This is a genomic window from Alkalihalobacillus sp. FSL W8-0930 (assembly GCA_037965595.1).
In the GTDB taxonomy this organism is placed as follows: Bacteria; Bacillota; Bacilli; order Bacillales; family Bacillaceae_D; genus Alkalicoccobacillus.
Window position 1 is genome coordinate 3,666,564 of the sequence record CP150183.1, and the last position, 20,004, is coordinate 3,686,567.

At 41.9% G+C, this 20,004-nt stretch carries 16 protein-coding genes; 8 read left to right on the forward strand and 8 right to left on the reverse strand.

Annotated elements, in window-relative coordinates; translation table 11 throughout:
- Positions 1 to 30 precede the first annotated feature (30 nt).
- Positions 31 to 585, forward strand: a complete 555-nt coding sequence (locus tag NSQ54_18960; protein ID WYP26379.1) for a sugar O-acetyltransferase — start codon at positions 31 to 33, stop codon at positions 583 to 585.
- Between the two features lie 324 nt (positions 586 to 909).
- On the opposite strand, the gene NSQ54_18965 is transcribed toward NSQ54_18960, so the two are convergent.
- Complete coding sequence (locus NSQ54_18965; protein WYP26380.1) at positions 910 to 3,198, reverse strand: glycoside hydrolase N-terminal domain-containing protein; 2,289 nt, start codon at positions 3,196 to 3,198, stop codon at positions 910 to 912.
- Positions 3,199 to 3,355: 157 nt separating this feature from the next.
- Here NSQ54_18965 and NSQ54_18970 point away from each other — a divergent pair, with 157 nt between their 5' ends.
- From NSQ54_18970 to NSQ54_18990, 5 genes are all read left to right on the forward strand, one after another.
- The gene (locus tag NSQ54_18970) at positions 3,356 to 4,237 is read left to right on the forward strand and encodes a fumarylacetoacetate hydrolase family protein (protein WYP26381.1); all 882 of its coding nucleotides are present in this window, start codon (positions 3,356 to 3,358) and stop codon (positions 4,235 to 4,237) included.
- A gap of 155 nt (positions 4,238 to 4,392) precedes the next feature.
- The gene (locus NSQ54_18975; GenBank protein WYP26382.1) at positions 4,393 to 5,301 is read left to right on the forward strand and encodes an acetamidase/formamidase family protein; all 909 of its coding nucleotides are present in this window, start codon (positions 4,393 to 4,395) and stop codon (positions 5,299 to 5,301) included.
- Positions 5,302 to 5,303: 2 nt separating this feature from the next.
- Entirely contained in the window at positions 5,304 to 5,747 is a 444-nt protein-coding gene (locus tag NSQ54_18980; protein ID WYP26383.1) for a hypothetical protein, read from the forward strand.
- A gap of 754 nt (positions 5,748 to 6,501) precedes the next feature.
- Entirely contained in the window at positions 6,502 to 7,836 is a 1,335-nt protein-coding gene (locus tag NSQ54_18985) for a hemolysin family protein (protein WYP26384.1), read from the forward strand.
- Between the two features lie 50 nt (positions 7,837 to 7,886).
- Positions 7,887 to 8,939, forward strand: a complete 1,053-nt coding sequence (locus tag NSQ54_18990) for a hemolysin family protein (protein WYP26385.1) — start codon at positions 7,887 to 7,889, stop codon at positions 8,937 to 8,939.
- A gap of 58 nt (positions 8,940 to 8,997) precedes the next feature.
- Here NSQ54_18990 and hmpA read toward each other — a convergent pair whose 3' ends face one another.
- Positions 8,998 to 10,167 (reverse strand): NO-inducible flavohemoprotein, encoded by a 1,170-nt coding sequence (gene hmpA / locus NSQ54_18995; protein WYP26386.1) that lies wholly within the window; start codon positions 10,165 to 10,167, stop codon positions 8,998 to 9,000.
- A gap of 164 nt (positions 10,168 to 10,331) precedes the next feature.
- On the opposite strand from hmpA, the gene NSQ54_19000 reads away from it, so the two are divergent.
- Entirely contained in the window at positions 10,332 to 10,772 is a 441-nt protein-coding gene (locus NSQ54_19000) for an Rrf2 family transcriptional regulator (GenBank protein WYP28597.1), read from the forward strand.
- 69 nt (positions 10,773 to 10,841) lie between these two features.
- On the opposite strand, the gene NSQ54_19005 is transcribed toward NSQ54_19000, so the two are convergent.
- Positions 10,842 to 11,321, reverse strand: coding sequence for an Lrp/AsnC family transcriptional regulator (locus NSQ54_19005; protein WYP26387.1), 480 nt, complete (start codon positions 11,319 to 11,321; stop codon positions 10,842 to 10,844).
- A 21-nt stretch (positions 11,322 to 11,342) separates the two neighbouring features.
- On the reverse strand, positions 11,343 to 12,296 hold the full coding sequence (locus tag NSQ54_19010) for an LCP family protein (GenBank protein ID WYP26388.1): 954 nt from the start codon (positions 12,294 to 12,296) through the stop codon (positions 11,343 to 11,345).
- Between the two features lie 321 nt (positions 12,297 to 12,617).
- Here NSQ54_19010 and NSQ54_19015 point away from each other — a divergent pair, with 321 nt between their 5' ends.
- Entirely contained in the window at positions 12,618 to 13,964 is a 1,347-nt protein-coding gene (locus NSQ54_19015) for an IS4 family transposase (GenBank protein ID WYP26389.1), read from the forward strand.
- Positions 13,965 to 14,297: 333 nt separating this feature from the next.
- Here the strand turns inward: NSQ54_19015 and NSQ54_19020 are convergent, their stop codons facing one another.
- The 4 genes from NSQ54_19020 to NSQ54_19035 all read right to left on the reverse strand — a co-directional run bounded on the left by NSQ54_19020 (position 14,298) and on the right by NSQ54_19035 (position 19,958).
- Positions 14,298 to 15,128 (reverse strand): carbohydrate ABC transporter permease, encoded by an 831-nt coding sequence (locus NSQ54_19020; protein WYP26390.1) that lies wholly within the window; start codon positions 15,126 to 15,128, stop codon positions 14,298 to 14,300.
- Positions 15,125 to 16,114: a sugar ABC transporter permease gene (locus NSQ54_19025; protein ID WYP26391.1), complete on the reverse strand. Its 990-nt coding sequence runs from the start codon at positions 16,112 to 16,114 to the stop codon at positions 15,125 to 15,127. Before NSQ54_19025 ends, NSQ54_19020 begins: the two co-directional genes overlap by 4 nt.
- Before the next feature lie 65 nt (positions 16,115 to 16,179).
- Positions 16,180 to 17,610: an extracellular solute-binding protein gene (locus NSQ54_19030; protein WYP26392.1), complete on the reverse strand. Its 1,431-nt coding sequence runs from the start codon at positions 17,608 to 17,610 to the stop codon at positions 16,180 to 16,182.
- Positions 17,607 to 19,958, reverse strand: coding sequence for a beta-galactosidase (locus NSQ54_19035; protein WYP26393.1), 2,352 nt, complete (start codon positions 19,956 to 19,958; stop codon positions 17,607 to 17,609). The genes NSQ54_19030 and NSQ54_19035 overlap by 4 nt, the downstream gene beginning before the upstream one ends.
- Positions 19,959 to 20,004 lie beyond the last annotated feature (46 nt).

Sequence of the window (20,004 nt, forward strand, 5' to 3'; positions counted from 1 at the left end):
TATAGAAGAACATATGATAAGGAGTTCAACATGAAATCTCAAAAAGAAAAAATGCTTGCTGGAGAAATGTATGACCCCTCTGATGCAGAGCTACAACAAGAACACCAACAAGCGCGTGAGCTAACTCATCAATTTAACGCAGAAACCAATCAAACGGTGCGGACGACTCTTTTAAAAAGACTGTTTGGAAGCACTGGTGAAAGCATCCATGTAGAAGGGAATTTCCAATGTGATTATGGATCTAACATATATGTAGGAGATCATTTCTTTGCGAACTTTGACTGCGTATTCTTAGACGTCTGCCCCATTACAATTGGAGATCACTGTATGCTTGCACCAGGAGTTCATATCTATACAGCGACTCACCCTCTTGATCCTATCGAGAGAGCAAGTGGATTAGAATACGGGAAGCCTGTGACCATTGGCCATAACGTGTGGATTGGTGGAAGGGCCATCATTAATCCAGGTGTCCACATTGGCGACAATGCGGTCATTGCCTCAGGAGCTGTTGTGACAAAGGATGTACCAGAGCGTGCCGTTGTTGGTGGAAATCCCGCGCGTATTCTTAAAATGATTGAAGAGTAAAGGTCAGATGATGATAAGAAAGATCTCCCTCACTTGAGAAAAGAGGAGATCTTTTTTCATGCCGATCTGAACTTCTCCAAGAAAAACTCCGCATCAAGCAAGCAGTTTGTTCGTTGTACCAAGCTGAGCGGAGCGTTACCAAGAGGATTGTAGATTCTATTAAGCTCAGAGAAACTTTTAATAAGAAGTAAGCCTCGATAGCAAGATGATCGCACACGTTACCAAGCTCACCCATCCGGTACCAAGATCGACTGCCACTACACAAAGAACATCCTTCAATTTATCAAGCTCCTTGCGCTACTTACCAAGATGTAACAACAGTCTCTAAGCCTTACTCAATTGGTAGGTCTCACCTTTCACCGATTTAAACTGGTACACATTTTCTCCCGCTTCGGTCGTTTCAACTTTTTCGCCACCCAATGTAACGACTAGAGGTGAGGCGCTTCTTATCACACACTGACCACCCAGAAGACTTTGAATGTCCCCTTGAATAAACTGACCATGCTCCCACTGTAAGCTGAGTTCAAATCCTCCTCTTGCTTTTATTCCTCTGACGGATCCCTTAGACCATTCAGAAGGTAGTGCTGGAAATAAGTGAATGGTTTCGTTATGGCTTTGGAGGAGCATCTCTGCTATTGCCGCTGTGCCTCCAAAGTTCCCATCTATCTGAAATGGAGGGTGGTTATCAAATAAGTTTGGCAACGTAGACTGTGTTAACAAAGCGAGAAAATGTTCATACGCACGCTCTGATTGTCCGAGACGAGCCCACATATTAATAATCCACGCTCTGCTCCAACCTGTATGTCCTCCTCCGTGCTTCAACCTGCCTTCAAGTGTCTTAATGGCTGCGTCTGCCAGCTCTGGTGTTTGCTGTGGAGTGATTTGACTCCCAGGATGCAAGGCAAACAAGTGAGAGATGTGTCTGTGTCCTGGTTCTGCCTCAGCGTAATCCTCTAGCCATTCTTGAACCTGGCCATTCCCTCCAATCGTTGTTTCAGGTAAACGACTTTGTAGGCTACGTAGTTCCTCAGCAAATACTTGATCCATTTCAAGAATTTCTGTTGCACGAATACAATGAGAGAAAAGCGCATGTACGATTTGATTGTCCATGGCAGGACCAACACAAAGAGTGCCAGACTCACCATTTGGAAGGAGATAACGATTTTCCGGTGATACTGAAGGAGCCGTAACAAGCCTTCCTTGCTCGTCTTCAACTAGAAAGTCAACAAAAAACAACGCAGATTCCTTCATGGTTTCATATGCTTTCTTGAGAAACGTCACATCACCTGTAAACGAATAATGCTCCCACAGATGTAAACAAAGCCAGGCTGCTCCGAGCGTCCAGTTTGTTGCTGGCATATACAAGTCCTGAGGTGCTGTATCTGCCCATATATCTGTATTATGGTGAGCAACAAAGCCTCTGCATCCATACATGGATTGAGCCGTCTCCCTGCCTGTCTCTCTCATTCGTTCAATTAAATCAAATAGCGGAAGATGGCAGTCTGAGAGATTACATGTTTCTGCAGGCCAATAATTCATTTGGGTATTAATATTGATCGTGAATTTACTATCCCATGGCGGCAGCATCTCTGCATTCCAGATTCCTTGAAGGTTGGCTGGTAAGGAACCAGGGCGACTCGAAGACATGAGCAAGTACCTGCCATAATGAAAATAAAGATTCATTAACCCGAGATCCTGCCCTCCCTCTTGTACACGTTGAAGCCTTTGATCTGTCGGTAGATTTGTCAGGCTCGGGTCATCCTCTAGTTCAAGCTCCATTTTTTCATACAGCGTTTGATAGTCTTTCAGGTGGTCATCTAGCAGCTGCTCGTAAGTCTTTTGAGACAATTGGTTTAGCAGGTTTTCACACCATTGCTCGGGTTGCGGGTGCCTAAAGGTTGTAGCTGCCACCAGAATGAGCGTAAGTGAATCGACGTTCTCAACAATTAACCGATTCCCAATCGTTTGCACATGGCCCCCTTCTGGGATAGCCTTCACCTTCGTATAAAAAGAAATCCCGTCTTTCCCGCCAGTCACACCTGACATACTAATTGAATCGTCCTTTTTGGCCCTTGATTCGTCTACGCTTGTTGCGTCCATGCGATCCAGCATCGCTTTTAATGATATGGCGTTCGGCTTAGATGCTGTTAACCTCATAACCAGAGACTGGTCAGGGTAACTGGCTATCAGTTCTCTTTTATAGGTTATTTCATTGCAAGTATACGTTGTAATAACCGCTCCTCTTTTTAAATCAAGCTCTCGTTTATAATGATTAAAATCGGATCCTTCATGCGAAAATTGTAGGAGTAAATCACCCAAAGGTTCGTAATGCCGTTGCCTAAATGGAACACCGGTTAACGCTACGTCTGCAAGCTCCTCGGCTTCCTTTAATCTTCCACTAAATAAAAGTTCTCGCACCTTAGGTAAGTTCTCTAGGGCGTCAGGATTGTTACGGTTTCGTTTTCCACCGTACCAGACAGAATCTTCATTTAAATAGATTTTTTCCTTTGTGATCTCTCCGAGGACCATACCACCTAATACTCCATTACCTACAGGCAGTGCTTCATTCCAATTCTTTGCGGGCTGTTCGTACCATAATGTATGCCTATTCATATAAGACGTCTCCTCCTGATCTTCACCTGAGTGTCTAACCGAGCCTCAACAACCAATCATATTAAAACGCTTTCATATAGATGAATCTTTATGCTACCATGAAGAGAATCATAATAGAAGGTTGATCGGCATTAAGAATGAAAGAGGAGTGATTTTTTTGATCGTTAGTACCATTGTTAAACATAATGAGCAAAGACTAGCTGTCTCTTATAAAGGAATGCAAATAGATCTCATTAGCGTATTACATGAGTACCCGAAAGAGGGAGTCCCCCGTTCCATTGATGAGATGATACATGGATACGCTGAATCAACTTCAACTATTTATGCATACCTCGAGTCAATCAATGACGTCACACCTTTTCACGTGAATGAAGAGGAGACTTCATTTGCCCCAGTGGTAACGACTCCTGAAAAGATCATTTGTGTTGGCTTGAACTATCGTAAGCATGCAGATGAAACAGGTTCGCCGTACCCTGAAGTCCCGATTCTTTTCAATAAGTTTAACAATACACTCGCTGGTCACCATCAAACCATTACTATTCCAGAGGTAACGCAGGAAGTGGATTATGAAGTTGAGCTTGCCATTGTTATTGGGAAAACGGCCAAAAATGTGAAAGAGGAAGACGCCCTCAATTATGTATTTGGCTATACAGTTGCAAATGACCTCTCTGCTCGAGATCTTCAAATGAAAACACCTCAATGGCTATTAGGCAAAACCTGTGATGGATTTAATCCTATTGGTCCGTTTCTTGTAACAGCTGATGAAATTGAGGATCCTCAGAATCTTACGCTTGAAACAAAGGTAAATGGCGAACGCAGGCAGCATTCCAATACATCAGATATGATTTTTTCCTGCAAGGAAATCATTAGTTATATCTCTCGCCATTTCACATTAAAGCCTGGAGATCTTATCTTAACCGGTACTCCTGAGGGGGTTGTTCTAGGCCTTCCAAAAGAAGAACGCGTGTATCTTAAGTCTGGAGACACGGTTTCTGTCAGTATTGAAAAGATCGGAACGCTTACGAATACATTCATATAAGATGAATTTTCGCCAGGTGCATCCTGGCTTTTTTTGTTTCATGACTATGAAATTCGTAAATATGGCATAAAAGCTTGTCAGATAATCTCTGTTTCCCAACACTCATTTCATCTAAAGATGCTATCGTGTAACGATCAACGATAGGAGTGATCAGCATGTATAAAAAGACATTAACATTTTTAGGCGCATTATCCATTATTCTTTCTTATCCAGTGAACGCACAAGCCGAATCCATCCCTTTTCCGCTTAATAAAGACAATCCGTACAAAATAGATGGTGATCACTTTTTGTCATCATCCCTAGATACCATTACGTGGGGACACTTGCCAAATAAGCAATCTAGTCCGGTAATGGAGATTGAATCTGGAGAAACCGTCACAATCGATACAGTCTCACACGAAGGATTACTTGAAGATCAAGGAAGAGATCCGCTTCAATACTTTGGCGAAAATGGTGTCAACGAGGACCATGTACTGGATGAAGCCGTTGAAATTGCCGAATCAGATATTGACCACGATTTTGACGACCACGGACCACATATTGTTACTGGACCCATTGCAGTAAAAGGTGCCGAGCCTGGAGACGTCTTAAAAGTGGACATCCTATCATTAACTCCACGTGTCCCATACGGCGTGATTTCAAATCGTCACTACAAAGGGGCACTTCCAGATGAATTTCCTGAGAATGATGGACCCCAAGAAGGAGCCAGCGCAGAAAACCCAGAACTTTATAACAATGTTTCGTTATTTACACCAATTGAATACATAGATGATCAGTGGTTCGGTCAGATTTTGGGAGAAGATGTACAGTTCCCAATTGATCCTTTTATGGGGTTGATGGGCGTTGCGACTGATACCGACGAATTAGTGCATTCGGTTCCACCCACTCACACAGGCGGTAATATCGATATTAATGATTTAACGCAAGGATCTACACTCTATCTTCCAGTTGAGGTGGCTGGTGCCCTCTTCTACACAGGTGATCCTCATTTCGCTCAAGGGGACGGCGAAGTAGCTTTAACAGCACTTGAAGCCTCCCTTCGCACAACATTTCGTTTCGTTTAACGGTGTTAAAAAATGGGGATGAAGCCATTCCTGGAAACGGTACAGCCTTTACTCACCCATTCGGTGAAACCGATGAATTTTGGATTCCGATTGGTCTGGACCCTGACTTAAATGAAGCAATGAAGGATGCGACAAGACGTTCAATTGACTTTTTAGAGACCGAACTTGGAATGGATCGTGCCAAGGCTTACGCCTATTTAAGTGCAGCCACCGATTATGAAGTTTCTCAAGTGGTCGACAAGACAAAAGGAATTCACGGGATGATTCGAAAATCAGATTTCAAAAACAAGATAACATCTCCTGAGGCACAAGCCACAGAGGGAGGAATCCTTCCAGAAACAGCAACCAATACAGGTAGCTGGACAATACTTGGGGCTTCAACGCTTGCCGTGAGTCTCTTACTTTACATCGTAACTTCCATAAAAAGAAAAAGGTTTGGGACATAACTTAAAATGAACTAGAAAATAGCGATTGATTCAACATGCGAATCAGTCGCTATTCGTGTTTTTGCAAAACAAGCGGAGGGAGAACCCGAGACTCCTACGGAACAGAACGTGGTGAAGACACTGTAGCGGCGCTTTCCCCGCGAAAGAGGCTGAAGCCGTTCCCGGCGGGTGCGAGGGATTCTCCTGTAGCGGATTTGTTGCTATGTTCGTGTTTTTGCGAGTAATTTACTGTTATATTTAACCATTTATTACCTCGTTTAGGTGTATCCACACTCCATTCATGACAAATTGAATAATCTTATATTACGAGTTTGTAAATTTTTTGTGTAAAAGTGATGTACCTACTTTTTTTATATCGGAAAAATCCGTATACTCTTCTCAACACTATTATGGCAGGAATGAAAACCGTTTCATTCATTCTTAATTCTGCATAGTGTGAACAATCTATTTCAATGAAAGAATGGAGGAACGTACATTGGGAAGGCGATATTGCATACTCGTTACTTGGAAGAAGTAAGCTGCGCATTTGTTGTTCATATGAGAACATACAATAGCAGTCTTTCTGTTCATCCCTTCTTCTAATCTATAGGTAACAAACTAATAAGTAAGAGGATGGCTTTGGAACAGAATCCTGCTGTTGTAACTAAACTTATCTCCCTGACAAAAAGATAGACTCATATGAACATGTATGAATCATTGGTCGGTAAGAGTTTTTAATTCTGTTGGAGGTGAATCCCTCATCTGAGGGAAATAATTGGATTTAATTACAATAGTTAATCTTGTTCTGCTTGTCATTTTACTAGCACTAACCGCTTTCTTTGTTGCATCTGAATTTGCCGTTGTTAAGATTCGTGGTTCACGAATTGAACAGTTAATTGCAGAAGGGAACAAAAAAGCAGTTATAGCCAAAAAAGTAACTGAAAATCTAGACTATTACTTATCAGCTTGTCAGTTAGGTATAACAGTAACGGCTTTAGGGCTTGGTGCCCTTGGAAAGCCAGCAGTAAGCAGTCTCATGTATCCCGTGTTTAATTTCTTAAACGTTCCAGATTCTTTGACATCAGTCATCTCTTATGCGATCGCCTTTCTCCTCGTTACTTATCTTCACGTGGTTGTTGGAGAAATGGCACCAAAGACATTGGCGATTCAGTTTTCTGAGAAGATGACATTACTTCTTGCCGCGCCTCTATATTGGTTCGGAAAGATCATGTTTCCATTTATCTTAACGTTGAACGGAGCTTCACGTGTCTTGTTAAGAGTATTTGGTGTAAAGCCAGCAGGTCATGAACAGACCTATACAGAGGAAGAACTTAAGATTATTATGACTCAAAGCTATCAAGGCGGAGAGATCGATAAGGAAGAGCTCCAATACATGGAGAACGTCTTTTCATTTGATGAGCGCGTGGCAAAAGATATCATGGTGCCACGAACCGAGTTTGTAGCCATTCATCAGGATATGACAAAGGAAGAACTAGTTGCCGTACTCGATGAGTACAACTTTACTAGATACCCTGTCATTGAAGGCGGCGACAAAGATAAAATCATCGGGGTCGTAAACGCGAAGAAAATGCTACAAGCCATTGTCGCTGGTCAAGAGCTTGATATCAAGGCCTATATGCGTGACCTTCCATTTATTTTAGAAGCAACAAGCATTCAAGATGTGATGCTGAAGATGCAGCAAGAGAAAGTTCATATGGCTGTCATCATGGATGAATATGGCGGAACATCAGGAATTGTCACAATGGAAGAGGTCATTGAAGAATTAGTCGGTGAGATTCGTGATGAGTTTGATGAGTATGAAGAAGCAGATATTGAAAAAGTTAGTTCCGACGAATATGTGATTAATGGTCGTGTGTTACTTGATGATTTAGAAGAACAGTTCGGCTTACAGTTCGACGAACGCGACAATATCGACACAATCGGTGGGTGGATTCTTTATAAAACTCAAGCTGTTGTAGATTCTCATCAACAAACACAAGTTAAGCTTCAAGAGCATCTTTGGTCCATCTTCGAAGTGGATAACCATCAAATTAAAAAAGTTAAATTTAAGCAACAACGTATGGACAACACTCAATTAGAACAAGTCTAAAAGCATACAACAACCATGGAGGTGAATCCCTCTTTCATTAGAGGGAATAATTGGACTCACTCATTTACGTTAACTTATTTCTTGTAGCTGTATTCATATTTTTGACGGCCGTCTTTGTAGGTGGAGAATTTGCTATCCTTAAAGTACGTATGTCTCGAATTGATCAGCTCATTTCTGAAGGTAACAAGAAGGCTGTTTTAGCGAAAAAAGTTGCACACGAGCTTGATTACTATTTATCAGCTTGTCAGTTAGGGATTACGATTACAGCGTTAATTCTTGGTGCTTTAGGTGAACCGACTGTACAACGAATCCTTCAACCGCTTTTTGAAGCGTACAGTGTTCCTGCTGCTCTCGCAACAGCACTATCTTACGCGATCGCCCTAGCCATTGTAACCTTTCTACATGTTGTTATTGGTGAACTCGCTCCAAAAACGTTAGCTATTCAATTTCCTGAGAAAATGACGTTGCTTTTGGCTCCTCCACTTTATTGGTTTGGTGTCATTATGGGACCATTTATCCGAATCTTAAACGGTTCAGCTCAAAAGATACTTGGATGGTTTGGGGTTAAACCAGCTGGTCATGAGACGGTGTACTCAGAGGAAGAACTAAAGCTCATCGTATCAGAAAGCTATAAGGGTGGAGAAATCAATCAAACAGAGCTTGCCTATCTTGAGAATTTCTTTTCATTTGATGGACGAACATTAAGTGAAATCATGGTTCCAAAAGAAAAGGTCATCATGCTTCAAGCTGAAATGAACCTTGATGAGATCCTGGAGGTTCTTAACCAGTATGAGTACACTCGGTACCCTGTTATAAAAAATCAAAAACTGATTGGGTTCTTGAACACAAAGGAAATGCTAACAAGTATCGCCGCAGGACGAAACGGCGGGATTGAGCAATTTCTACATCATATTCCACAGGTGCGAGAATCAATGTTCATTCAAGACGTATTCTTAAAAATGAAGCAAACACGGACTCACATGGCAGCAGTCAAAGATAAACACGGTTCTATCATTGGACTGGTTACCATGGAGGATATCCTAACTGAAATTGTTGGGGAAATGCGTGATGAGTACGGCGGAAGCGAGAGCTTTGCGACGTAAGAAATGTAGGAACTAAAAAGAAGCAAGCATTTCTCACTGAGAGATGCTTGCTTCTTTGTTATACCGGAATCCGTGGTGTAAACACTTCAATATGAACTCGATTTGAAGCAACCCCTGCCTCATTCAAAAATCCTGAGATGTCTTGAACAAACGACTCTGGTCCACAAATATAGAAATCCTGATTTTGATTATGCTTAACCGCTTGATTGATTTCCTTCGCCGTTACTCTTCCACCCATTTCTTCTGAGTAAAAGATGTCCCTTTTAAAAGATGGATAGGCTCGATCTAATTGATCTATTTCATCTAAAAAGACGTGCGCCTGAGTATGTGTAGTGGCGTGTAGAAAGTGTACAGAACGAGTAGGCTTCACCTCAAGTGCTCCCTTTGCCATACTCATGAGTGGTGTGATGCCAATGCCAGCACTAATGAGAACAAGCTCACCTTCCCCTTCTGGATCAATGAAAAACTCTCCAGCAGGTGCTGTTAATTCTACGGACATTCCTTCCTCTACGTGTTGATGCAAATAAGTAGAAACCGTTCCTTCGCGTTTGATTGACAGACGGAAATAACCTTGGTTCGGTGCATCAGATAAGCTGTATTGGCGTAGATGGGTATACTCATCATTCTCACTATATCCCTTAATCGTAATATACTGACCGGGTTCATACGAAGGGATGGCTTGCCCATCCTCTGGAACAAGGTAAAAGGATGTCACATGACTCGTTTCAGATTTTTTCTTCTTAACAATAAATCGCCGATATCCACTCCATCCTCCAGCCTTCTCTTGAGCTTCTTCATACATCTCCTTTTCTACTGAAATGAAGATCTCCGCGATGATACCATAAGCAACCTCCCATGCTTCTAATAGCTCATCCGATGCCGCTTCCCCAAGAACTTCTTTTATTGCTTCAAGCAAATGGTGCCCGACAATTGGATAATGCTCTGGCTTCACTTGAAGACTCCGATGCTTTTGGGCAATCTGACGGACCACAGGTAGAAGTGATTCAAGCTGTTCAATATTTGCCGCAGCTGCGTACAACGTGTTAGCCAATGCTTGCTGTTGTTTTGTTTGCTTTTGATTCGTATGGTTGAATATGTTGATTAGTTCTGGGTGCGCGTTAAACAGGTTCGAGTAGAAACACTTTGTAATCGTCGTCCCGTGCTCTGCCAGTACAGGGACACTTGATTTAATATAATCCATTTGCTCTTTCGTTAACGCCTTTGCCATTCCCTACACCTCGTTTTAAAGTTATATTTTAAATACAACTTCAGTATACTCGGAAACGTTTTCCATTCAAGGGTGTACGAAAATTCTTCACAAAATCGAGATAACTTTTAGAAAAAAAATCAAAATGATATACTATGAGCAACTAAAAAAGGGGTGTGATTTCGATTCAATTAACTAATTACACCGATTATGCATTACGAACGCTTCTTTACCTCGGCAGTTTATCGGATGATGAACGTGCGCAGGTAAAAGAGATTGCGAATGCATATCAAATCTCCATTCATCATCTTCAAAAGATTGTTTATGATTTGGGTAAAAAAGGACTGTTACATACAACGCGTGGCAAAAACGGAGGCGTTACGTTAGCAGTATCACCTAAGACTGTTAACCTAGGCAAACTTGTTCGGGAGCTTGAAGTGTTTGATCTTGTGGAATGCTTTCATGCTGACGGGCAATGCTTGATCAGATGTTCATGCAAACTAAAATCAGTCCTGTACCAAGCGAAAGCAGCTTTTCTCGACGTATTAGACCAATATACGTTAGATGATCTGCTTGAAAATAAGCAAGAGTTATACAGCCTATTCATGGGCAAACAAATGGATTAAGAAAAGGAGTTGCCCACATGTGGACAACTCCTTTTGTTTCTTTCATTATCATTTATTTATCCACAATGCTTACAGTTTCATTCCCATTCGACTCTTGTACCGCTTTAAGAGCATTTGACAATCTACACTGACAACACCCTTTAATGGGTAGATGGTATGAATCAAGAATTGCTCCATTTCTTGTTGAGTGGAAAAGATCCCATGCATATGCAGCTTACTAGGTCCGGACATCAAGTATAAGCTGGATACAGCATTTTCATTTTCTAGCTTTTGAGCAACCTCATCTAGAAACTGTGGTTCAACCTCCACATTAAAGAATGCTGAAACATGAATCCCCATCTTTGCCGGGTTCACTACAACGGTGAACTGTTCAATGACTTCTTGTTCAACCAGGTTCTGAATGCGCATCTGTACAGCAACTCGCGATAAACCAACTTGTTTGCCAATGTCTGTGTAAGACACTCTGGAATTCTCATGTAGCATTGAGATAATTAACTTATCTATATCATCTAGTGAAGCAGAGCTCGGCATTTGATATAAATCACTCATGACAATCTATCCCCCACATCCTTATTGAAGATCTAAGTGCTCTTTTAACTTCGCTCGGATGGTTTGTAAGGAATCGTCGTTTACTCGTACGTAACTAATTCCGTCGTTTCCGCGGAAAGGCGTACCTTCTAATTGAACAGTTTCCATATCAACTAGCGAGGTTGCATAGCCGTGTAAAGATAGTAGATTCGCAAACGTTAGGTCCGTCCTTAGATTACCACCCAGACTCTCAAATAGTTTATCATAGTTTTGTATACTACTAAGCGATGCTGCTTCATTAATAATCCCCTCAAGCACCTGCTGTTGTCGTTGTCCTCTACCAAAATCTCCGCCTGCCTTCGGATTTTTCCGTTCTCTTGAATAAGCAAGCGCCTCTTCACCAGTAAGATGAGAAGGACCTTCGGTAAAGTGAAGTGTTTTCCCTTTTTCAGTGAAATCGAAGGTAAATGCCACATCGACATCAATGCCACCTAATGCATCAACAATATCTTTTAATCCATCAAATTTTGCGACAGCATAGTGATCAATCGGAATTTGAAGTAATTGCTCTACTGTATCAACAGCCATATCCACTCCACCAAATGCATTGGCATGTGTAATCTTGTCCATTTTTCCTTTACCTACAATGTCTACATAGGAATCTCGAGGAATACTCGTAAGAATAATCGTTTTTTTCTCTTTATTAAATGTAGCTACGAGCATCGCGTCCGATCGCGCATGATCTTCACCTGGTCGTGCATCATCACCCATAAGTAATACAGAAAAGCTATCTTTTCCAATGTCTACAGGTTGAGTACGGAGCTCTGATTTCTCTCCACGTTCTAATTCAAGATAGGATTTTGATGCTACTTGATTGGCTTTCACATATAGATATCCTGCTCCGGAACAAACAAGTAGTACAACTAATGTTGTGAGTAATGCCGTTACTTTTAACCATTTCTTCTTCCTTCTCGTACTTCGCGTCTTTCGTTCCAACCTTAACCCCTTCTCTCTTTATCTAGCCATTTTTAACGTATGATACTTTCTAATAGTAAATGTAATTCTATTATCATAATACAAATGAATAGAAAAAGGAAGATAACATGACAATTGGAAAGAATGTCCTCGCATTGTTTATAGATTAAGAAGGCCGAGACATGGATAGCCAAACACGAACTTAGCACAATAACCGCTGCAGGAGAATCCCTCCCTTTCCGTGGGTACGGCCCATAGCCGTCAAGTTAAGTAAAATCGGTTTAACTATAGACGATTCTTCGTTAGGATGGGGGTTTAACCAGTCCTAGGGAGGGATCGTTTGTGTCTTTAAAAGAGGAGTTCAGTACGTTTGCGAAAACCGTGTTGGACGTTTTATCTGTACCGAACCTTCGCCAATCTGCCCGAGATGTTGGGTTTGTACAGCGTCTAAAGAAATTAAAACCTGAGGATTTCCTAAGTATTTGTTCCTTTCTTCCTCAACCCGTCGGTGCGACAGAGTTAACACAGCTTTGCGGGGCTCTTTCACGTGAATCCAATACCCACCTTTCCAAACAAGCCTTACATCAACGCTTCGATGAAAAAGGAGCGGCTTTTTTGAAGCATGTGTTTTTTCAATTGGCGGCCAAACAAGAGTTGATGGCCATGCCACCTCTTCCTGAGACCCCGTTTTCTCGGATCCGCATCTTAGATGCGACTTCATTTGAACGACCAAAGAAAGATGGTACTTCTTCAGATGGAGCGAAAATTCATTTAGAGTATGAGCTATATGAGGGGAAATTTTTGCATACCTTACTTTCCGGTTCAAGAGAAAGTGACCATCACGCCGCCTATGCATTAGCCGATACGATTCAACCAGGTGATTTGATCATCCGTGATCTCGGCTACTTTTCTGGCGACCATTTGAAACAAATCGATCGTGCAGGCGCTTCTTATATCACGCGGACGCCGGCCAATATGACCTATTGGACTAGAGATGATCAAGGGGAACGAATCCAAATCAAACCAGAAGAAGATGCGAAGCAGCTAGAACCGGGAGCGATCAAAGATTATGGGGTCATCCAATTAGGGGTCAAAGGAAAGAACACCCTTCAAACCCGTGTCATCGTGCAACGATTGACAGAGGATCAACAAAACAAGAGGAAAGCCGGTTTACGAAAAAGAAGACGGAAAGGGGGTCATACCCAATCCGCCGACAAAAAGGATCATACCCAAATCCTTGCCACTAACCTAACACAGGAAGAAATGGATGTGCAAGCATTGTATCCGATGTATTCCTTACGCTGGCAAGTCGAGATTCTTTTCAAAACGTGGAAATCCCTTTTCGCCATTGATCACGTGCGCGCGATGAATCCAGATCGGTTTCTCTGCCACATGTATGGGAAACTTATACACATTCTGCTTTCCTCGATGGTGGCGTTTCAATGCCGGTTCTATCTTCATCAAAAGCACCACCTCGAAGGCAGTGAATACAAGTGTATCCATCATGCCAAAAGGGCTATAGAAGAGTCAAAAGGATACGCTCTCTATCATCGTTCTTCATTAGAAGACGTTCTAGAAAATATCTACGAGAGCATTTACCGACATGGACGAAAAGACCATCGCCACCGCCATCAAAGTCCCTATGACATCTTACAGATCGCCTATGAAACACATGCGCGTGTGGAGTAAAACGGTAGAATCCGGTGCAAAAAAAAATAGAAAAAGAGCCAATCTACCCATACGTACCCTGATGGAAAATACTAGATCCACTACAAGAGAAAGGATGAGCTCTTTCTTTTTCCTTTCTTAACTTGACGGCTATGGGGTACGGCCTCAGCCTCTTCCGCGCGAACCCACCGCTACAGAGTCTTCACCACGTACTTATCCACAGGAGTGTCGGGTTCTCCTTCCGCTCGTTTTACTAGAAAGTACGGAAAACACGAATGGCGAATGATTCGATCGTAGAATCACTCGCCATTTACTCATTACTTTTTAGTTTTGTCTCGGTCTCTTTGTAATGACCTATGACTTAACCGCTCCTGCGACACCTTCTATAAAGAAACGTTGCATCAGTAGGAACATGACCATGACCGGCACTAATGAGATTGTGGCAGCTGCTGTCATTCCTACGTAATCTGACGTATACGTACCTACGAAGTTTTCCATCCCTACAGCTAAGGTCCGTAGTTCGGGTCGATTTGCTGTGAAGATAAGTGGAATAAGGAATGAGCTCCATGTCCAGATAAATTGCATGATCCCCGCGGTTGCCACAATCGGTGCACTTAAAGGCAACATGATCTGGGTGAAAGTCCGCAAGAACCCTGCTCCATCAATCTCGGCAGCTTCCTCAAGCTCTTTAGGAATTTTAGCAAAGAAGGAAGCAAAGAGAAGTATGAACAAGACATGTGCCCCGGAAGACTCTGCTACAATCACACCTAGTAATGAATCTGAAAGACCTAACGTACTGACAATCTTAAAAAGCGGAATAATCGTGTAGCCCTTCGGAATGAACATAATGGCTACTACGATGATGATGATCGCTTTTCGTCCAGGAAACTGAATTCGACCAAGCACATATCCTGTGAGTGCGCTTAACACGAGTACGATAAATACGGTGGCTATTGTAAATATAACCGTATTCACAAAATAACTTGAGAAGTTGGCACTCGTCCAAGCACGAACATAGTTGTCCCATTGAAAGACTTCAGGAATTGGGTTCGGTCCTCCTGTTAGAAATTCAGTATTCGTTTTAAACGAAGATAGAATCATCCAAATGAATGGATAAATCCATATAAAGCCGAAGACTAGGAGACATGTGTGAATGATTATTCGAGCCGATTTACTTCGTATCATTTTCCAATCCTCGCTTTCTTACGGTTTAAACGAAACTGTCTAATTTCTTTAGAGAACGCACCTATGCTAAACAAAATACTAATGAAAAATGTAAATAACCCTAGCAAAACCCCGGCAGCAGACGCGTATCCCATCCTTGTTTGTCCACCAGAGAACTCTGAGGAGAACGCATAATTATAAATAAACAAATCAAGCGTTTCCGTCTGATAGTAAGGCCCTCCATTCGTCAACGTCTTAACTAAATCAAACGCATTAATTCCCCCAACGATGGATAGAAGAAGAATAACAGATAAGATAGGCTTAAGGAGTGGAAGCGTAATGTGGAACAAGGTTTTCCAGAATCCCGCACCATCCAATTGAGCTGATTCATACAAATCATTCGGAATGGATTGTAAGCCCGCTAACCAGTAAACCATGTTGATTCCAAGCCCTTTCCAAGAACCAATGACGATCAGTAAGATCATCGCCAGAACTCCATCTGTTAACCAGGAGACAGGCTGACTTAAGATACCAAACGTAGTCATCAAATCATTAAACAAACCATTCAGTCCAAAGATATTATTCATGACAATTCCAATTACGGCTGTTGTCGTAACAACCGGCAGAAAATACACCGTACGATACAGTGTCTTTCCTCTTAACTTCTGATCATTCAAGATTATGGCAAGAATTAAAGCAAATCCTACGCTAATAACGGTTGTACCCGCTACATAATAAATTGAGTTAATGAAAGACTGCCAGAATCGATCAGATGTTAACAGCTGTCTGTAATTATCTAACCCAATGAACCGATTTAAAGGTCCTATTCCTGACCAATCATAAAAGGAATAGACATAACTCATGATGATCGGATAAGCTGATAAACCAAAAAAAACAATAATCTGGGGCATTAGAAAAACGTACGCCCATATTGCTTTTTTTCTATTACGAGGACTTAGTTTTCCTTTAGGTACTGTTTGTTGACTGATCTCTGTCGGAACTTTCATAGCATGAACTCCTTTTTAAAAGATGTACCGCCATAAATGAATTGGCGGCACATCTTGCATTTGGTCTATTCTAATTCCTCATAATCATCCAACGTGTATGGTGTGAAAGGTTCCCAATTTGGAAAGATGAAGTCATCAAGTGATACGTCCGGATGATCTTCGAGTGTCGTTTCAAAGATCTCAACCGCTGTCGCATCCATCTCTTTTAACTGAGCTTCAATATCCGGAATGGCACCGGACAGATATCCTACAACAGGCTCTCCAACACCTGTGAACTCGCGGCGAGAACTAACATCTCTTTGGAATTCAATCGTTTCTAAGTTTCGTTGCTCCGGTTTTGGAATGGTTATTGCAAGCTCCTCCTGCAATTGCTTGATATCCTCGTATTGAGGATACGGTGCTTCCCCTCCTACATCCATCTTTGCAGGGATTGCCGTTCCTGTTTTCACATAAAGCTCTTCATGTAAGTGATCTAGAGAATACTCTAAAAAGGTCTTAGCTTCTTCCCAATTCTCTGTGTTCGCATTTACATGCATTCCATCTACCTGACGTCCTGCTGGATAGTAGTAAGGGTTTCCATCTTTTGTTGGCATAGGAGCGACTCCCCAGTTTTCAAAACCATTCGACTGTACTAGCTGAGTACCCGTCCAGTTCCCACTGATCCAGAAAGCAGATTGACCAGCTATAAAGCTTGCCTCAGCTGCTGCAGTATCAACCTCCATGCTGTTTGGAGTCATCACACCATCATCAAAAAGTGTTTTTAGGTATTCGGCCGTTTCAATTAAACCTGGTGTCGCATAACTCGGCAGGCCAACTTTAAAGTCATGACGCCAAGCCGTATCAGGTGAAATCGCTGTGGCCATTTGATTCATGACCCCTTCATTTGACCATGCCTCATTGTTCCAAGATAAAGCATGAATGGCACCATCTGATTCCTCATAAATGTAGGATCCGATCTCCTGAAACTCTTCCCACGTCTCTGGCACATCTTCTTCAGTCAGACCTAATTGATCAAACACATCCTCGTTGTAATAAAGGATGAATGCACCACTTTGTGGAGAAACAAATGGGAACACATACACATCACCGTCGAGCTCTGTGAAATTCTCACCCCATGTTCCTTCGTAAAACTGCTCTTTCACATCGTCCGTAAATACTTCATTTAACGAATGAACAGCACCAACGTCCACGAGCTCACGTAGATCAGCAGCCGTTGTAAACAAGTCTGGTAACTGATTTTCAGAGAGTGCTGTTTGGAACTGCGCTTCATGACTTCCAAGCGGAAGATCCTGTTTCTCTATTTTGATGCCTGGGTGCTCCTCTTCAAAGTTTGCGATTAATTCATCAAAAGGAACTCGTAACTCAGGGTATCTGTTCCATAAAGTCAGTGTGACTTCACCGTCTTCTGATGTTCCCGCATCTTCTCCACTACAAGCCGTTAACGCAAATAAACCGATTCCAAATAAAGAAAGACCCCATTTAGCTTGCTTCTTCATGAACTAGCACGCCCCTTTTTATCGTTTACTTCAAACTCATAGATTGGTTTTACTTCAACAGAATGAATCGCTGCTATTTCTTTTAATGCGACTTCACTTCTTGCTGCCATCGGTGAATCGCTTTTAACTTCTCGACCTTCTTTAATGGGAGTAATCATGAGATATAGAGAATCGTTCCCTAATTTTTCTAAGAGATGGCTCAAACCAATTTCCCATACATCGCCATTGTGAAAATGATCATGCACGAGCTCATTTGAGATATAGGCATAACCAATATCACCCTCATAGGAAATACGAAGTAGCCATTCTTTTACATGAGCGTAATCCATTTGCGTAAGGCAAAGCTTCATTCTTCTCTCATCCACTTGATCAATGATCGGTTGGTTTTGAACCTTTTCTTTCGTCCATGTATATTCGGTGAGTAACCCCTCTTTTGAATATTCAGTTAAATGATCAGTAAGTTCTGATGTGACCATGCCATCAATAACGGAGATTTTTAGTGTTTCAGAATCTGACTCAAAGCGAATTCGGTCAGCTTCTACTAATACCGTTGCCTCAGTCAACAGTGCATGCTGCGTTCCTTTCCATTCAAAGGACCAAAAATCTAAGCTTTGCTCATCTGTCATTGTGAATAGATCAATACGCATTCCATCATTTGTTTGAATAGAGATTTTACTCAAACTCGCCTCACTCGGGTAAATGATCCAGCTACTATCATCTTCTTGAATGTCTCCCATAGAGCACGTAATATCTGCGATCTGTATCTTATTTAATTGATAACTCGGTTTCATGCCAAAAGGATAAAAGAAAAAGTATTGATGGTGCGTTTCACTCTTTACGTGTTTCTTTAACAATTGAGCTGTAGCATAAAGCAATTCTAGGCCTGACAAATCTTGATTAAACGGTAAGATACAGCTGATATCCTCTTCAAGTGAAAATCCACCTTCATAAGGAATCGAAATCGATTGCTTATCTAACTGTAGCTGAAGCTGAAGATTGTGCTTGGCAGGAGATTGAAGATGATCTTGATAGTTATTCATAAAAATAAACCCTCTGCCTTCATTCACTCGCAGGGCATATCGTAAGCTGTCTACATCATCTGGTCGCATGTGGTCTGTATTTGTAGGTAGGTAGGTGGTTGTTTCACAAAAAAGATCTTCAAAGTCTTTATAGAAATAGTGTTGTCGTTTCAGACGTTTATACGAATCTCTTACTTGACCAAATTCTCCAATTGGCGCCTGATAATCATAAGAGATTTTAGGTGTAGCGTGTTCATTTAAGTATGGGGTGAGCTTGCCTTTCGGATTAGAGCTTCCGTGGAACACATAATACCCGACAAAGTTACACCCGCCGGCCACTTTAATATTCGCCATCGCCTCAACACTTTGGTAAGGGAGCTTGAAACGGTATTTATAAAAAACAGTCATCCCCCCACCCATTTCACAGCAGGCAAATGGAATTTCCTCCGGATTGTATGCTGGATCAAAGTTATAGGTTGGTTGGTTATAGTTGCGATAAATGTATTCAGGAGTGATAGGGTGCTCCGTTACGTTTGGATCGTAGAAAACCCACGGCCAAAATGCATATCCTCCCCAAAGTGGGAGCACTTCAGACGTTGGTGCAACAGCTCCACCCCAGCCTGTTGCTGTATAAAAAGGTGTGACTAATCCCGCATCGTTCGCTATATCTTTTAAGCGAACAATATGTGCTTCTCCGTCCTCTCCACCCGGTACCCATTCATTACTCGTACCAGTTGTTTGTTCCCAAGGTGCACCAGCATGATAGAATTCGTTTTCTAATTGGATACCAATAACTGGGCCATCGTCACGATACATTAGCCCTTTTACTTGATGACCTATCTCACCATATAACCGCTCAACATAATGAAGATAGGTTGGATCATTACTTCTAACTCGGCAAGGCTCCCCGTATAGCCAATCCGGAAACCCACCATTTCTCACTTCTCCATGAGCAAATGGCCCAATTCGTAAAATGCATTGAAGCCCTAACTCCTGACAAAGACTCACAAACAGGTTAAGGTTTTTAGAACCTTCCCAGTCAAACTCTCCTTTTACTTCTTCATGGTGATTCCAAATCACATAGGTTGGAACGATTGTAATTCCACCCATCTTCATCTTAAGGAGTTCGTCCTTCCACTTTGAGCAATCATACCGACTAAAGTGAAATTCGCCGCAGATCCCAAACGTTGGTTTACCATCGATCATCATAAAATGATTTGAAAAATGGAGAAGCTCATTCTTTGAGTTTCTTCCTTGTAGGTTTGTTAAAGCTGGTTTGAATCTATTCTTTTCTGTATTGATTGTGATTGTTTCTATCTTTCTAGTCATCGCCATTTCACCTCCAAGCTTTTGATTCACCTATACTCGGACCACT

Coding starts and splice junctions, on each gene's coding strand:
- NSQ54_18960 (WYP26379.1), top strand. CDS start 31: ATGAAATCTCAAAAAGAAAAAATGCTTGCTGGAGAAATGTATGACCCC.
- NSQ54_18965 (WYP26380.1), bottom strand. CDS start 3,198: ATGAATAGGCATACATTATGGTACGAACAGCCCGCAAAGAATTGGAAT.
- NSQ54_18975 (WYP26382.1), top strand. CDS start 4,393: ATGTATAAAAAGACATTAACATTTTTAGGCGCATTATCCATTATTCTT.
- hmpA (WYP26386.1), bottom strand. CDS start 10,167: ATGGCAAAGGCGTTAACGAAAGAGCAAATGGATTATATTAAATCAAGT.
- NSQ54_19005 (WYP26387.1), bottom strand. CDS start 11,321: ATGAGTGATTTATATCAAATGCCGAGCTCTGCTTCACTAGATGATATA.
- NSQ54_19020 (WYP26390.1), bottom strand. CDS start 15,128: ATGATACGAAGTAAATCGGCTCGAATAATCATTCACACATGTCTCCTA.
- NSQ54_19025 (WYP26391.1), bottom strand. CDS start 16,114: ATGAAAGTTCCGACAGAGATCAGTCAACAAACAGTACCTAAAGGAAAA.
- NSQ54_19030 (WYP26392.1), bottom strand. CDS start 17,610: ATGAAGAAGCAAGCTAAATGGGGTCTTTCTTTATTTGGAATCGGTTTA.
- NSQ54_19035 (WYP26393.1), bottom strand. CDS start 19,958: ATGACTAGAAAGATAGAAACAATCACAATCAATACAGAAAAGAATAGA.